At 33.8% G+C, this 16,793-nt stretch carries 15 protein-coding genes; 10 read left to right on the top strand and 5 right to left on the bottom strand.

Annotated elements, in window-relative coordinates:
- Nucleotides 1-90: 90 nt before the first annotated feature.
- From E2558_RS08990 to E2558_RS08980, 3 genes are all read right to left on the bottom strand, one after another.
- Nucleotides 91-1,476 carry an aldehyde dehydrogenase gene (locus tag E2558_RS08990; protein WP_371869281.1) on the bottom strand — a complete coding sequence of 462 codons (1,386 nt, stop codon included), beginning with the start codon at nucleotides 1,474-1,476 and terminating at the stop codon, nucleotides 91-93.
- A 140-nt stretch (nucleotides 1,477-1,616) separates the two neighbouring features.
- Complete coding sequence (locus E2558_RS08985; protein ID WP_126565885.1) at nucleotides 1,617-2,546, bottom strand: manganese-dependent inorganic pyrophosphatase; 930 nt, start codon at nucleotides 2,544-2,546, stop codon at nucleotides 1,617-1,619.
- A 55-nt stretch (nucleotides 2,547-2,601) separates the two neighbouring features.
- Nucleotides 2,602-3,156: a cysteine hydrolase family protein gene (locus E2558_RS08980; protein WP_126565884.1), complete on the bottom strand. Its 555-nt coding sequence runs from the start codon at nucleotides 3,154-3,156 to the stop codon at nucleotides 2,602-2,604.
- A gap of 191 nt (nucleotides 3,157-3,347) precedes the next feature.
- Between E2558_RS08980 and E2558_RS08975 the strand changes: the two genes are divergently transcribed.
- On the top strand, nucleotides 3,348-4,430 hold the full coding sequence (locus E2558_RS08975) for a glycosyl hydrolase family 28-related protein (protein ID WP_126565883.1): 1,083 nt from the start codon (nucleotides 3,348-3,350) through the stop codon (nucleotides 4,428-4,430).
- Between the two features lie 77 nt (nucleotides 4,431-4,507).
- On the opposite strand, the gene E2558_RS08970 is transcribed toward E2558_RS08975, so the two are convergent.
- Nucleotides 4,508-5,308: a prephenate dehydratase gene (locus E2558_RS08970; protein WP_126565882.1), complete on the bottom strand. Its 801-nt coding sequence runs from the start codon at nucleotides 5,306-5,308 to the stop codon at nucleotides 4,508-4,510.
- Between the two features lie 30 nt (nucleotides 5,309-5,338).
- Nucleotides 5,339-6,406, bottom strand: a complete 1,068-nt coding sequence (locus E2558_RS08965) for a nitric oxide synthase oxygenase (RefSeq protein WP_126565881.1) — start codon at nucleotides 6,404-6,406, stop codon at nucleotides 5,339-5,341.
- A 179-nt stretch (nucleotides 6,407-6,585) separates the two neighbouring features.
- Here E2558_RS08965 and E2558_RS08960 point away from each other — a divergent pair, with 179 nt between their 5' ends.
- The 9 genes from E2558_RS08960 (at nucleotide 6,586) to ligA (ending at nucleotide 16,787) form a co-directional block, all read left to right on the top strand.
- A complete protein-coding gene (locus E2558_RS08960; RefSeq protein ID WP_126565880.1) occupies nucleotides 6,586-8,055 on the top strand; it encodes a nicotinate phosphoribosyltransferase in 1,470 nt (489 codons plus the stop codon).
- Nucleotides 8,048-8,869: an ammonia-dependent NAD(+) synthetase gene (nadE, locus tag E2558_RS08955; RefSeq protein WP_126565879.1), complete on the top strand. Its 822-nt coding sequence runs from the start codon at nucleotides 8,048-8,050 to the stop codon at nucleotides 8,867-8,869. Before E2558_RS08960 ends, nadE begins: the two co-directional genes overlap by 8 nt.
- A gap of 149 nt (nucleotides 8,870-9,018) precedes the next feature.
- Nucleotides 9,019-9,624, top strand: a complete 606-nt coding sequence (locus tag E2558_RS08950) for a DUF2179 domain-containing protein (protein ID WP_126565878.1) — start codon at nucleotides 9,019-9,021, stop codon at nucleotides 9,622-9,624.
- Nucleotides 9,605-9,784, top strand: a complete 180-nt coding sequence (locus E2558_RS08945; RefSeq protein ID WP_126565877.1) for an NETI motif-containing protein — start codon at nucleotides 9,605-9,607, stop codon at nucleotides 9,782-9,784. Before E2558_RS08950 ends, E2558_RS08945 begins: the two co-directional genes overlap by 20 nt.
- Nucleotides 9,785-10,033: 249 nt before the next feature.
- The gene (gene purB / locus E2558_RS08940; protein WP_126565876.1) at nucleotides 10,034-11,329 is read left to right on the top strand and encodes an adenylosuccinate lyase; all 1,296 of its coding nucleotides are present in this window, start codon (nucleotides 10,034-10,036) and stop codon (nucleotides 11,327-11,329) included.
- A gap of 96 nt (nucleotides 11,330-11,425) precedes the next feature.
- Nucleotides 11,426-11,728 (top strand): YerC/YecD family TrpR-related protein, encoded by a 303-nt coding sequence (locus tag E2558_RS08935; protein WP_103297985.1) that lies wholly within the window; start codon nucleotides 11,426-11,428, stop codon nucleotides 11,726-11,728.
- A 167-nt stretch (nucleotides 11,729-11,895) separates the two neighbouring features.
- Nucleotides 11,896-12,591, top strand: coding sequence for a heptaprenylglyceryl phosphate synthase (gene pcrB, locus E2558_RS08930; RefSeq protein ID WP_126565875.1), 696 nt, complete (start codon nucleotides 11,896-11,898; stop codon nucleotides 12,589-12,591).
- Entirely contained in the window at nucleotides 12,588-14,780 is a 2,193-nt protein-coding gene (gene pcrA, locus E2558_RS08925) for a DNA helicase PcrA (protein ID WP_126565874.1), read from the top strand. Before pcrB ends, pcrA begins: the two co-directional genes overlap by 4 nt.
- A gap of 3 nt (nucleotides 14,781-14,783) precedes the next feature.
- Nucleotides 14,784-16,787 (top strand): NAD-dependent DNA ligase LigA, encoded by a 2,004-nt coding sequence (ligA, locus tag E2558_RS08920; protein WP_126565873.1) that lies wholly within the window; start codon nucleotides 14,784-14,786, stop codon nucleotides 16,785-16,787.
- Nucleotides 16,788-16,793 lie beyond the last annotated feature (6 nt).

Here is a 16,793-nt window from a genome sequence, read left to right as displayed (position 1 = left end):
TTTCATTAAGAAATTCCACTAATAAAGCAAGCTGGAGTTGGACGACGAAATTGATTTAATTTCTGTCCCACTCCTTTTTTAAGTGCTTTTTTAATTTTTGAAAAAGGCTTTAATATATTTAAATTTACCTTTATATGGAGGATAAATGATACTAGAATCTAAGCGTGTAGATTTAAAGATATATGATTTTTTATGACTAAATGTGTCGAATGAATATTTACCATGATATTGGCCAATACCTGAAGCACCTACACCGCCAAATGGTAAGTTAGGATTTGCTAAATGCATAAGTGTGTCATTAATCGCACCGCCACCAAATGATAATTCATTTAATACACGATGTGTCGTATTTTCATCTTCACTAAATAAATATAAACTTAAAGGTTTTGATTTACTTTGGATAATATCCAATGCTTCGTCGAAATCATCGTAAGTAATAATTGGCAAGAGTGGGCCAAAAATCTCTTCCTGCATAATTTTTGAAATTGGATTAATACCTTCTAAGATGGTAGGTTCAATATAACGTTCAGCTGCATCTGTGTTCCCGCCGAATGTTATTTCGTTTTGATGAACGGCTAATAGTTCGCTTAATCTATTGAAATGTTTGTCATTAACAATTCTTCCGAAATCAGGACTTTGTTGAATGTCTTTACCATAAAATTCGCGTATGCTTTGTTTTAAAGCTTGAATAAGTTCGTTTTTTACTTTTCGGTTAACAAGAATATAGTCAGGTGCGACGCAAGTTTGACCAGCATTCGTAAATTTACCAAAACTAATACGATCACTTGCTACTTTTATATTCGCAGTTTCATCTACAATGACAGGAGATTTACCACCTAGTTCAAGTGTAACGGGTACTAAATTCTTGCTAGCAGCTTCATAGACAACTTGGCCAACTTTTTCACTACCTGTAAAGAACATATAGTCGAATGGTAGATTGATTAAGGCTTGTGTTTCTTCGATACCGCCCTCAACAGTAGAGATATATTCTGGTGCAAAAGTTGATTCAATGATTTTACTGATCACACTTGCAACGTGAGGTGTTAATTCAGACGGTTTAACGATTGCAGTGTTTCCTGCAGCAATGGCACCAATTAAAGGTTCAAAGACAAGTTGTACAGGATAATTAAATGGACCGATGATTAATACTGTGCCATATGGTTCAGGCTTAATGTAACTTTTAGAAGGGAACATGAATAAAGGCGTATCAACTTGTTTTGTTTTTGACCAGTTTTTAAGTTCTTTACGCGCCATCTTAATACTTTTTAATAAAATACCAATTTCTGTAGCGTAAGCTTCAACTGGACTTTTTCCTAAATCTTCTTTTAAAGCTTCAAGTAACTCATTTTCATGATTTTTGATACTCTTACTTAATTGTTTTAATTGTTGTTTTCTGAACTTAACGTCTTTCGTTTTATGTGTTTTGAAAAAGGTTCTACTATTTTCAAATTGTTGCGCTATTGATGACAAGCACATGACCTCCTTAAATTTTAAATATTTTTAATAAATTACCTTAATATAAATAGAGAATACAATTTATATTATTTATACCCTATTATTAAATAATTAAAAAAACTGAGTCACAAATTGTGACTCAGTTTAAATGAAACATCAAATTATTTAGTTAATACTTCAGTAATTTGTGGTACAACTTGTTTTTTACGTGATACAACGCCAGATAAGAAGGCCATACCATCATCTAATTGAACTTTGAAAGCTTCGCCGACTTTATCTTTTTCAGCACCAACAACTAAAATTTTAGAGTCACTATTAATAATATCAGTCACTACTAATACAAATAAATCATATTTTTCGTTAGTACTTGATTCTAACATTGCTTTTTCTAATTCGTCTTTACGATCTAATACTTCATCAATATCGACTGTATTAACTTGAGCAATACGTGTTACGTAGTCACCCATGTTAAATGATTTAGCATCCATGTCTAATAATTCTTCTGCAGATTTGTCAGTAGTAGAAGCACCTGCTTTTAACATTTCTAAACCATATTCATCTAAATCAACATTAGCAATATCTTTTAATTCTTTAGCAGCATTTACATCTTCTTCAGTACATGTTGGAGATTTGAATAATAAACTGTCAGAAATAATAGCTGAAATCATTAATCCTGCAATTTCAGGTTTGATTTCAAAACCACGTTCTTTATACATTTTATATAGAATAGTTGCAGTACAGCCAACTGGTTCTGCACGGTAGTATAGTGGACCTGCTGTTTCAAAGTTAGCGATTCTGTGGTGGTCTACTACATTTAAAATTGTTGCATCAGCAATTGTTTCTGCACTTTGTTGGAATTCATTATGGTCAACTAGAATAACATTTTGTCCTTCTAAGTTATCACTTAATAATTCTGGTGCTTTCACTTCGAAATGATCAAGCGCATATTGTGTTTCAGCATTGATATCGCCTAAACGATAAGCAGATGCTTCAGAATTACCAGTTAATTTTTCAAAATCCGCCATGATAATAGCTGATGAAATAGCATCAGTATCTGGATTTTGATGTCCGAAAATATAAGTTTTTGCCATAGTTTTAATTCACCCTTATCCTATAGATTTAATATTATTTTAGCACGATTTAAGGTTATACTTCTACCTCGACGCCTAATGAGTTTTGGAAATGACCTAACGCCCATTCATGTCCTTGTGCATTAAAAGAGGCAACACCGTCTTTAGGAATGACAATATGATAACCAAGATTATACGCAGATACAGCGGTATGTAATACACAAATATCTGTACATACGCCTACTATTTCAACTTCTGTGATACCTCTCTCACGTAGTAAGCTATCTAATGGTGTTCCATAAAATGAATCATAGCGACGTTTATCTAAGTAATGAATAGTGTCACTATCTTTATGTTTATCATAAAAAGTTTTAACGGTTCCATATAATTCACGACCTGGCGTACCAGCAATATTATGTGGAGGGAATAGTTTCGTTTCAGGATGATATTCGTCATTTTCGTAGTGTAAGTCCATCATAAAGAAAATATTATCATTGTGAGCTTGATAATCTTCAAGGCGATTAACGATAAACTCTTCAATGTTTTGACCTGGTTTGCCACAAGTTAAACGGCCGTCATCAGCGATAAAATCATAAGAATAATCTACAACAATTAAAGCTCTTTTAGTCATATTCAACCTTCCTCTCAAGTGGATGTTTGAGGTAATAAAAAATTGTATAATAATATAGATAAGACGCTTAAATATACCTCAAGTATAGTTTAGCTAAGTTTATTACCTATAGTATAGCTTTACTCTAAATTTGATACAAATTTATACATAAACTTTAAAGTTGTAATACATAATAGATAGGGGACAATAACATGTTAATTAACGCTCAAGATTATGGGTTAAAAGGGAATAATAAGCGTAGAGATACAAGGGCTATTCAACGTGCATTAAACGCGGCAAAAGACGGAGAGCATACCGTTTATATTCCTAAAGGTACCTATCATATCGGTAAAGCTTTAGTGATATACGACTCAACAACACTGCTTCTTGAAGATGACACAGTTTTATTACGTTGTAGTAAAGATGCATTGTTGAAAAATGGAAGACGATTTGGATTTTATCATGGATATAAAGGAAACAGTCATATTTATATCAAAGGTGGCGTATTTGATATGAATGGAGGAGATTATCTTTATAATAATACGGCTATGTCTATTGGGCATGCAGAGGATGTTCAACTATTAGGTGTAACCGTTTTAAATGTAGTAGGTGGGCATGCGTTAGATGCTTGTGGTATTAATGGCTTGTATATTAAAGATTGTGTATTTAAAGGGTTTTATGATATCAATGAGGATCGTTCATTTTCAGAAGCAATTCAATTAGATATTCAAGTGCCTGGTGCATTTCCTAAATTTGGGACGACAGATGGCACGATTACTAAAAATGTTGTTATTGAAAATTGTTACTTCGGCGACTCAGAACATCCAAAAATGCAAGCGTGGAATAGAGCAATAGGTTCACATGCAAGTCGATATAATAAATTTTACGATAATGTACATATCCGAAATAATATTTTTGATGGCCTAAATGAATATGCTCTAACGCCTTTAAAAGCTAAAAATATGATTATTTCACGTAATGAATTTATAAATTGTAATGGGGGCATTCGCTTTTTAGGTGTGAAAGATGGTAAGAACGCCGCTGACCCAGTTACAGGATTCGTTCAAGGGTCTCAAGCAGGTGAGAATTTCAGTGTAATTGGAAATATATTTAAAGGTGAAATGAATAGAGATGCGATTCACGTAAGAAGTTATAATAACGTGAAGCATACCAATGTCTTTGTAGCAGGAAATGCATTTGATCACGCATCGCAAAAAATTCATTTAGAAGATGTTTCAGATTTAACCTATAATCAAAGCGATGATGTGCCAGTGAAAAAGATAAATGTTCAATAATTGATATAATAAAAGCTTCGTCAGAATAGATACTCATCCAGTTCGATGACCTATTAAGACGAAGCTTATTTTTAATGTTAATGTCGATTAAATGCCCCAATAACTTTCACTTTGAAATCTAACGTTTCTAAAATTGATGTCACTTTATTGAGATCAGTACATAAACCAATATCAGCTTGAACGAAAAAACGATACATACCTAGTTTTGTTTTTAAAGGTCTCGATTCAATCCAAGACAAATTAATATTAAATAACGCAAAGGTATTTAATATACTTGCTAATAAGCCGGCTTTGTCAAATTTCGGTGTAATGAGCAGTATAGTATTTTTAGCTTTCGTATTATAGCGGTCATGATTTTTTACCACTAGGAAACGAGTCACATTATGAGGGTAATCTTGAATGTTACTATCGATAGGTATATAACCATATGCTTCACCGCTTCCAAGTGGTGCAATAGCTCCTTCATTATCTGAAATTTTATCTAAACCTTGAATTGTGCTATCCACATAATCATAGGCAAATTGGTGACGATAAATATAAAGACTTGTTTGGCTTATAGCTGGCGCAATAGAATATACTTTTTTAATATCCTCAACAGTAGCACCTTCTTTACCGTATAACGCAAAGTTAATAGCGAGGTGAATTTCACCGTGAACATAAATTTCTTGTAACGCTAGTGCATCAGCAATAATATTGATTGTACCTTCGATAGAATTTTCAATAGGTACAATACCGATAGATTCATCATCCCCATTAACTGCTTTTACTACTTCATATAAATTCGACTTCGGTAAATATGTAGCCTCATTTTCAGAGATAAAAGTTTGTGCAGCTAGGTAAGAGAACGTCCCTTTAGGACCTAAATAATATAATCGCATCTTATAATGTCACCCCATGATTGTTGAACACTAGTGGAATGGACATTTCATCGATTGTTTCTCTTTGTAATGGAAATTAGGGTCTTTCATTTCATTATGATAACCATGATGATAATTCGCTGTTAACGTTGGTGAAAGTGGAGGTGCTAACCAAGACCATTTACCAGTTACTTCACGCTGTGCTGCATGTTCTTTCTGTTCAAATAATTCAAATTGCTTTGATGCAGTTAAATGATCAACAATAGATACACCTTGAGATTTAAATGAATGATAGACCGCATAATTCAACTCTACTAATGCTCGATCTTTATTAAATGATTTATTTTTAAGTGTATCAAATTCGAAAGCTTCTGCAACTTTTTCTAATAAATTATAGCGATAGGGGTCTGTGAAATTACGTACGGCTATTTCTGTTACCATATACCAGCCATTAAATGGTGCAGTAGGATAAGTGATACCGCCAATTTTTAAATCCATATTTGATATGATAGGCACCCCATACCACTTTAAATTTAAATCCTTTAATTTGGGAAAATGATCATGTTCAATACCAACTTGTTTTACTAGAGACGTGGGTATGTTATACAACTTAATCGGTTCACCAGGCATTTGATAAATTAGTGGCAAAACATCAAAATCTGTGCCTTGCCCTTGCCAACCTAAATGTTGTGCCAGTTGTGTGATTTCACGTTCAGCTGGATCACCTTTATCTTCATAACCCGCGTAACGTATAAGTTGATTGTTGTATATGCGTGGTGCATTTTCAGAAGAGAAAATAGTAATATAAGGCTTTATCTTACCATCATTGGTGGCTTCATCTAAATGTGTATTAATCGCCTCGATGAAATCGGCTTCCGTCTTGATATTACGAGCGTCTTTTACATAAAGTGAATCCCAAAATAAACGTCCAATACAACGATTAGAGTTTCGCCACGCCATCTTTGCTCCATAACTTAACTCCTCATAGGTATGAGTGTAGGTGCCAGTTTGGGTGATTTCTTTTTCGATTTCATTGATTCTTTCTTCTATTGCAATGGTCGGGTATGCTAATTCTGAATACATGGTTTGTATAAATGACTTTGCTTCTTCAAATATCATAAGAACACCTCAATTAATATTATAATCTAGGCAATTAATGAACACATTCAAATATTTTTTTTGTCACGAATTTGTCAGATACCTTTATTTTTAATTTTGAAAAGGGTAAATGTTGAGAGAATACTCACAATTCACTAATTGTGATAAAATATACAAAAAGATCGTTGGGAGAGATTAAGGTGTATCGTTACGAAGATGATAGTTTAATGTTACATAATGATTTATACCAAATTAATATGGCTGAAAGTTACTGGAATGATGGTATTCATGAACGTAACGCTGTGTTTGATTTGTATTTTAGAAATATGCCATTTGAAAGTGGTTATGCTGTATTTAATGGATTAAAACGAGTCATTCAATTTATTGAGAATTTCCACTTTAGTGATTCAGATATTGAGTACTTACAATCTATTGGATATCAAAATGATTTCCTATCTTATTTAAAAAATCTTAAATTCACAGGTAATATTCGTGCTATGCAAGAAGGGGAATTATGCTTTGGCAATGAACCGTTACTACGTGTAGAAGCACCACTTATTCAAGCGCAATTGATTGAAACTGTATTGTTAAATATTGTCAATTTCCATACGTTAATTGCTACAAAAGCGAGTCGTATTCGTCAAGTGGCACCAAATGATACGTTAATGGAATTTGGAACAAGACGTGCACAAGAACTTGATGCAGCAGTTTGGGGCGCACGTGCAGCTTATATAGGTGGTTTTGATTCGACAAGTAATGTGCGTGCCGGTAAATTATTTGGTATCCCAGTTTCTGGGACACATGCACATGCCTTAGTACAAACGTATGGTGATGAATATAAAGCATTTAACATTTATGCTGAACGTCATAAAGATTGTGTCTTTTTAGTTGATACATTCCATACATTGAAATCAGGCGTGCCAAACGCTATCAAAGTAGCTAAAGAATTAGGCGATAAGATTAATTTCGTTGGTATTCGTTTAGATTCTGGCGATATCGCTTATTTATCAAAAGAAGCGCGACGTATGTTAGATGAAGCGGGCTTCACTAATGCGAAGATAATCGCTTCTAATGATTTAGATGAACAAACAATAATGAACTTAAAATCTCAAGGTGCTAAAGTAGACTCTTGGGGCGTGGGCACGAAATTAATTACCGGTTATGATCAACCGGCATTAGGTGCAGTATATAAATTAGTAGCAATTGAAGACGAACACGGAGAATATATCGATCGTATTAAACTGTCTAATAACGCTGAAAAGGTTACAACACCTGGTAAGAAAAAAGTTTATAGAATCATTAACACTAAAACTGGTAAAGCAGAAGGTGACTACATTACGTTAGAACATGAAAACCCTAATAGTGAAAAACCATTAAAAATGTTCCATCCAGTTCATACGTATAAAATGAAACATATTAAACATTTCGAAGCTATTGACTTACATCACTCTATTTTTGAAAACGGTCAACTCGTTTATGAGTTGCCAAGTGAGAAAGAAGCGCAAGAGTATTTAAAACAAGCACTTTCAAAATTATGGGATGAAAATAAACGTTACCTAAATCCACAAGAGTATCCAGTAGACTTAAGTACAGCATGTTGGGATAATAAACATAAACGTATTTTTGAAGTTGCAGAGCGTGTGAAAGAAATGGAGGAAGACAATGACTAAATTACAAGATATCGTAGTGAATGAAATGAAAGTCAAAAAACAGATTGATAGTGAAAAAGAAGTCCATGAAATCATTCATTTTATTAAAGAATATGTTCAATCTCATGCTTTTATAAAATCACTTGTATTAGGTATTTCTGGTGGTCAAGACTCTACTTTAACAGGTAAACTTGCTCAACTTGCAGTAGAAGAGTTACGTAAAGAAGGACGAGAATGTCAATTTATCGCTGTAAAATTACCATATGGTGTACAAAGAGATGCTGACGAAGTCGAAGATGCCCTTAAATTTATTCAACCAGATGAAACGATTACAGTTAACATTAAGCCAGCGGTAGATCAAAGTGTTCAATCACTGAAAGAAGCAGGTATTGAACTAACAGATTTCCAACGTGGTAATGAAAAAGCACGTGAACGTATGAAAGTACAATTTTCAATTGCTTCTAATCGTAGTGGCATTGTCATTGGTACAGATCACTCTGCTGAGAATGTTACTGGCTTCTATACTAAATATGGCGATGGCGCTGCTGATATTGCACCTATTTTCGGATTAAATAAGCGACAAGGTAGACAATTATTACAATATTTAAATGCGCCTAAACATTTATATGAAAAAGTGCCAACAGCGGATTTAGAAGATGACAAACCGCAATTGCCTGATGAAGAAGCACTTGGCGTTACTTATGATCAAATTGATGATTATTTAGAAGGAAAAGAAGTGCCAAGTGAGGCACGCGAAACAATTGAAAAACATTACGTTCGCAATGCGCATAAACGTGAGTTAGCTTATACACGTTATACTTGGCCTAAGAATTAAAGTTAAATAGTAAGGTTTTATATTTAACTTTAATATTTTACACTGTTTATTTTATATCTATTCTATAATGATTTTTTAGTGACAAATTAAATATTCACTGATAAAATAATTTTCGATTTCAGTTATACAAGGAAGAAATGGGGATTAACATGTCAGTGATAACATCAAATCCATGGTCAATGGTTATAGCGATATTCATTATTAATGTGTTTTACGTAACGTTCTTAACAATGCGCACAATCTTAACATTAAAAGGTTATCGTTATATGGCAGCAGCAGTAAGTTTCCTTGAAGTATTAATATATGTAGTTGGTCTTGGATTAGTAATGTCTAGTCTTGATCAAATACAGAATATCTTTGCATATGCCTTTGGTTTCTCAATAGGTATCATGGTAGGTATGAAGATTGAAGAGAAACTTGCTTTAGGATACACAGTCGTCAACGTAACTTCAGCAGAATATGAATTAGATTTACCTAACGAATTAAGAAACTTAGGGTATGGTGTTACGCACTATGAAGCACATGGTAGAGATGGTAGCCGAATGGTTATGCAAATTTTAACGCCACGCCGTTATGAACGTAAATTAATGGAAACTGTTCGCAATTTAGATGAAAAAGCATTTATTATTGCTTATGAACCAAGAGCAATACATGGTGGTTTCTGGACTAAAGGTGTACGTACACGTAAGGTTAAAGCATACGAAGTAGAAGAAATAGAAAGCGTTGTGGAATACAGTGAAGTTCAGAGTAAATGAGAATGAAACGATTGCTGATTGTTTAGCGCGTATGCGTGAAGAAGGCTATATGCCAGTTCGTCGTATTGAAAAACCAGTTTATACAGAAGATAAAAATGGTAATGTAGAAGTTTTACGACAAGATATCCAATTTGTTGGTAAGAAAATCGAAAGTGAATAATTAATTAGAAGAGAAATCTAAGTGCAATGCTTAATTTGAGTAGCACTTAGATTTCTTTTTTTTATTAGGGACATCAGTGTCTATTTTTTAAATAATCCATTATACTTATTATATAGAAAAAAGGTTTATACTTTTTAAATAGAATCTGTTAAACTAAAAATAAGCACTTAAACACGAACTATTATTGTGTTTTTGCATTTAATGTACAGTTTTTGTAATGAATCTAATACATAGAATAGGAGTTTAAAAATGATTGAACGTTATTCAAGAGAAGAAATGGCTAGTATTTGGACAGACCAAAATAGATATGAAGCGTGGTTAGAAGTTGAAATTTTAGCATGTGAAGCATGGAGTGAATTAGGTCACATTCCGAAAGAAGATGTTAAAAAAATTAGAGACAATGCTAAAGTTGATGTTGAGCGTGCGAAAGAAATCGAAGAACAAACACGTCACGATGTTGTAGCTTTCACTCGACAAGTATCTGAAACATTAGGTGAAGAACGTAAATGGGTTCATTATGGATTAACGTCAACAGATGTAGTTGATACAGCTTTAAGTTATGTGATTAAACAAGCTAATGAAATTTTAGAGAAAGACATTGAACGTTTTATCGACGTATTAGAACAAAAAGCTAAAAAATATAAATATACTTTAATGATGGGCCGTACACATGGCGTGCACGCTGAACCTACAACATTCGGTGTGAAAATGGCTTTATGGTATGCAGAAATGAAACGTAATTTAAAACGTTTTAAAGAAGTACGTAAAGAAATTGAAGTAGGTAAAATGAGTGGTGCGGTTGGTACATTTGCTAACATTCCACCTGAAATTGAAAGTTATGTATGTAAACACTTAGGCATTGATACTGCGCCTGTTTCAACGCAAACGTTACAACGTGATCGTCATGCTTACTACATTGCAACATTAGCGTTAGTTGCTACTTCTTTAGAAAAATTTGCGGTAGAAATCCGTAATTTACAAAAAACTGAAACACGTGAAGTAGAAGAAGCATTTGCTAAAGGTCAAAAAGGTTCATCAGCAATGCCTCACAAACGTAATCCAATTGGTTCAGAAAATATTACAGGTATTTCACGAGTGATTCGTGGTTACATTACAACAGCATATGAAAATGTACCTTTATGGCATGAACGTGATATCTCACATTCATCTGCAGAACGTATTATGTTACCTGATGTAACAATTGCATTAAATTATGCTTTAAACCGTTTTACAAATATCGTTGATCGCTTAACTGTATTTGAAGATAATATGAGAAATAACATTGATAAGACATTTGGTTTAATCTTCTCACAAAGAGTATTATTAGCTTTAATTAACAAAGGTATGGTTCGTGAAGAAGCATATGACAAAGTTCAACCTAAAGCGATGGAATCTTGGGAAACTAAAACACCATTCCGTGAATTAATTGAACAAGATAGTTCAATTACAGAGGTGCTTTCTAAAGAAGAATTAGATGAATGCTTCAATCCAGAACATCATTTAAATCAAGTGGATACAATTTTCAAACGTGCTGGATTAGAATAAGCCTATACTCTTTTTTCAATAAAAATGACTACACTTTAATTATTTAATGCGTTAAAATAAATGTATATTGAAATTGGAATATAGGGGTTGTTTGAGATGCAAATCGAGAAACTACGCGGACAAGCATTAGATGAATTATTTGACGCGATATTAACACTAGAAAATAGAGAAGAATGTTATGAGTTCTTCGATGATTTATGCACAGTAAACGAAATCCAATCATTATCTCAAAGACTTCAAGTCGCTAAAATGATTAAACAAGGTTTTACTTATGCTACAATTGAAAAAGAGTCTGGCGCTTCAACAGCTACTATTTCTAGAGTAAAACGTTCATTACAATGGGGTAATGATGCATATACAATGATTTTAGACCGTTTAAATATTGAAACAAAAGAATAAACGTTATATATACAAGGCTGAGACGCAAAGTTTCAGCCTTAATTTATGTCCTCAATTTAAAAAATTTAATTTTTATTTTTCCTCTAAAAAGCCGAGGAATCTATTTAGAACTCAAAGATTAAAAATGCTATAATTTAGTGTATGTTAAAAAAAGGAGTTATGGATATATGTACGACATTAAAGAGTGGCAACATGTGTTTAAACTTGATCCAGCAAAGGATATTAGTGACAAGGATTTAGAGGCACTTTGTATGTCTGAAACTGATGCGATAATGATTGGTGGTACAGATGATATCACTGAGGATAATGTCATTCATTTAATGAGTAGAGTGAGACGATATCCATTACCACTAGTGCTAGAAATTTCAAATTTAGAAAGTATCATGCCTGGTTTCGATTTTTATTTTGTACCAACCGTACTGAACAGCAAAGATACTAAATATCACAATGGCATTTTACATAAAGCATTAAAACAATATGGTCATATGATTAATTTCGATGAAGTCATATTTGAAGGATACGTAGTGCTTAATGCAGAAAGCAAAGTCGCCCAAGTTACACAGTCAGAAACAGATTTAACTACTGAGGATATTGAAGCATATGCACAAATGGTAAATGACATGTATAAATTACCGATTATGTATATTGAATATAGTGGTTCATATGGAGATGTTGAACAAGTAAAAGCAGCGTCTCAAATGCTATCAACAACTCAGTTATTCTATGGCGGGGGTATTAGTACATTAGAAGAAGCCAAGGAAATGAAAGATATTGCTGATACTATTGTAGTAGGTAATATTATTTATTCTGATATTAAAAAAGCATTAAAAACTGTAAAAATAAAAAAGGAGTCTAATAAATGAATTCATTAGTAGCAAACATGAATAAAGAGCAAAGTGAAGCTGTAAGAACGACTGAAGGACCATTGCTTATTATGGCCGGCGCAGGTTCTGGTAAAACAAGAGTATTAACGCATCGAATCGCTTATTTATTAGATGAAAAAGATGTTTCTCCTTACAACATATTAGCAATCACTTTTACAAATAAAGCAGCAAAAGAAATGAAAGAACGTGTAGAACATTTAGTAGGAGAACAGGCACAAGTGATATGGATGTCTACCTTCCACTCAATGTGTGTGAAAATATTAAGACGTGATGCTGACCGTATCGGTATAGAACGTAACTTTACAATTATCGATCCTACAGATCAAAAATCAGTGATCAAAGATGTATTGAAAAATGAAAACATAGATAGCAAGCGTTTCGAACCACGTATGTTTATTGGCGCCATCAGCAACTTAAAAAATGAATTAAAGACGCCAGAAGATGCGATGAATGAAGCGAATGATTTCCATTCACAAATGGTAGCGACAGTTTATAGTGGTTATCAACGTCAATTATCAAGAAATGAAGCATTAGATTTCGATGATTTAATCATGAAGACCATTCGTTTATTTGAACGTGTACCAGATGCATTAGAATATTATCAAAATAAATTCCAATATATTCATGTAGATGAATATCAAGATACCAATAAAGCACAATATACGCTTGTTAAATTACTAGCTAGTAAATTTAAAAACTTATGTGTAGTAGGTGACTCAGACCAATCTATTTATGGTTGGCGTGGTGCTGATATACAAAATATTTTATCTTTCGAAGAAGACTATCCTGAAGCTAAGACTATATTCCTAGAGCAAAACTATCGTTCAACTAAGACGATATTAACAGCAGCTAATGAAGTTATTAAAAATAATACAGAACGTAAGCCTAAAGGATTATGGACAGCTAATAATGGTGGCGAGAAAATTAAATATTATGAAGCGATGACTGAACGTGATGAAGCGGAATATGTTGTACGTGAAATCATTAAACATCGCAAGTCAGGTAAAGATTATAGCGACATGGCAATTCTGTATAGAACTAACGCCCAATCTCGTGTGCTAGAGGAAACGTTTATGAAATCTAATATTCCTTACACAATGGTAGGGGGACAAAAGTTCTATGACCGTAAAGAGATTAAAGACTTATTAAGCTATTTACGAATTGTAGCTAATAGCAATGATGATATCAGTTTACAACGTATTATTAACGTCCCTAAACGTGGTATTGGTCCATCTTCAGTTGAAAAGATTCAACGCTATGCAATGGATAATAATATCAGTATGTTTGACGCATTAGGCGAAGTGGATTTCATTGGTCTTTCTAAAAAGGTTACTCAAGAGTGTATACAATTCTATGAACTTATTCAAAATTTAATCAAAGAACAAGAGTTCCTTGAAATTAGTGAGATTGTAGAAGAAATTCTTGATAAATCAGGCTATCGTCAAATGTTAGAACGTGAGCAAACAATCGAATCGCGTTCACGATTAGAAAATATCGATGAATTCATGTCAGTACCTAAAGACTATGAAGAGAATACACCACTTGAAGAACAATCATTGATTAACTTTTTAACGGATTTATCACTAGTGGCAGATATTGATGAAGCACAAATCGAAAATGGTGTGACATTAATGACAATGCACTCTGCGAAAGGTCTAGAGTTCCCAATCGTCTTTCTAATGGGTATGGAGGAATCATTATTCCCACATATTCGTGCAATCAAGAGCGATGACGAGCATGAAATGGAAGAAGAACGCCGTATTTGTTACGTAGCGATTACGCGTGCAGAGGAAGTATTGTATATCACTCACGCAACGTCACGTATGTTATTCGGCCGTTCTCAATCAAATATGCCATCACGTTTCTTACGTGAAATACCTGAAGATTTATTAGAAAAACCTGCGAAACAACAACGACAAGTCATCACTCCAAAATCCAAGACACCAGCGAAACGTGGATTTAGTAAACGCACGACATCATCTAAAAAACAAGTATCCGCTTCAGATTGGAACATTGGTGATAAAGTAACGCATAAATCTTGGGGTGAGGGTATGGTAAGTAATGTAAGCGAGAAAAATGGCTCAGTTGAATTAGATATTATCTTCAAATCTGAAGGTCCTAAACGACTGTTAGCTCAATTTGCCCCAATTACTAAGAAGGAGGATTAATGAATGGAAAACATCCAACAACGTGTTAATGAACTACATGATTTATTAAATCAATATAGTTATGAATATTACGTGCAAGATAATCCTTCAGTTCCAGATAGCGAATATGATAAATTATTGCGCGAATTAATCAATATAGAAGAGTCACATCCTGAATACAAAACGGCTGATTCTCCAACTGTACGTGTAGGAGGAGAAGCTCAATCTTCTTTTGAAAAGGTTGACCATGATACCCCGATGCTAAGTTTGGGGAACGCTTTTAATGAAGAAGAACTACGACGTTTTGATGCACGTATTCGTGAACAAATCGGCCAAGTAGAATATATGTGTGAATTAAAAATCGATGGTTTAGCTGTCTCACTGAAATATGTAGACGGACGCTTTGTGCAAGGATTAACACGTGGTAATGGAACAACAGGTGAAGATATTACAGAAAACTTACGTACCATTCATGCGATACCTCTAAAAATTAAAGAACCTTTGAATTTTGAAGTACGTGGTGAAGCTTATATGCCAAGAAGTTCATTTATGGCTTTGAATGAAGAAAAAGAAAAGAATGAGGAGCAACCATTTGCTAACCCTCGAAATGCAGCTGCAGGTTCATTAAGACAATTAGATCCTAAATTAGCAGCAAAACGTAAATTGAGTGTATTCCTATATAGCGTCAATGATTTTACTGATTTTGAAGCTACTACGCAAAGTGGTGCGTTAGATGAATTAGATCGCTTAGGCTTTAAAACCAATCATGAACGTGAACGTGTTGCTGATATAGAAGGTGTATTAGAATATATTGAAAAATGGACAGAACAACGTGAGAATTTACCTTATGATATAGATGGTATTGTAATTAAAGTCAATGACTTAGAACAACAAGATGAAATGGGCTATACACAGAAATCACCACGTTGGGCGATTGCTTATAAATTCCCAGCAGAAGAAGTGATTACTAAATTACAAGATATAGAATTAAGTATTGGACGAACTGGCGTAGTAACACCTACAGCAATTTTAGAGCCAGTCCGTGTCGCAGGGACTACTGTCTCAAGAGCATCACTTCACAATGAAGATTTAATTAAAGAACGTGATATTCGTATTGGAGATAGTGTAGTTGTAAAAAAAGCAGGCGATATCATTCCAGAAGTCGTTCGCAGTATAGTTGACCGTCGCCCTGATGATGCCGTGCCATATCATATGCCAACACATTGCCCGAGTTGCGACCATGAGCTTGTACGTATTGAAGGAGAAGTTGCACTACGTTGTATTAATCCTCAATGCCAAGCACAATTAGTTGAAGGGTTGATTCACTTTGTTTCAAGACAAGCGATGAACATTGATGGACTAGGGACAAAAATTATTCAACAACTTTACCATAATCAGCTCATTAAAGACGTGGCTGATATCTTCTATCTTACTAAAGAAGATTTGTTACCTTTAGAACGCATGGGTGCTAAAAAAGTAGACAACTTATTAAATGCAATTGAAATGTCTAAAGAGAATTCATTAGAACATTTATTATTTGGCTTGGGTATTCGTCATTTAGGCGCTAAAGCCAGCCAAGTCCTTGCCGAACAATATGAAACAATGGATCGTTTGCTTGAAGTAACGGAAGAAGAATTAGTAAGTATTCATGATATAGGGGATAAGTTAGCACAATCTGTTGTGACTTATCTTGAAAATGAAGATATCAAAGAATTAATTGAAAAACTTAAGCACAAGAATGTTAATATGAAGTATAAAGGTGTCAAAACGAGTGAAATAGAAGGGCATCCTGATTTTAAAGATAAAACAATAGTATTAACAGGGAAATTACAACAAATGACACGTAAAGAAGCGACGGCTTGGTTGAAAATGCAAGGAGCAAAAGTTACAAGTAGTGTGACCAAGAGCACTGACTTAGTCATTGCTGGCGAAGATGCAGGTTCAAAATTAGCCAAAGCAGAAAAATTTGGCACAACAGTTTGGACTGAAGACCAATTTGTAACGAAGCAAAATGAAATATCAAATTAGAGGAGT

This window comes from Staphylococcus pragensis (genome assembly GCF_004785665.1).
Lineage (GTDB): Bacteria > Bacillota > Bacilli > Staphylococcales > Staphylococcaceae > Staphylococcus > Staphylococcus pragensis.
This window is presented reverse-complemented; position numbering and strand designations above follow the sequence as displayed.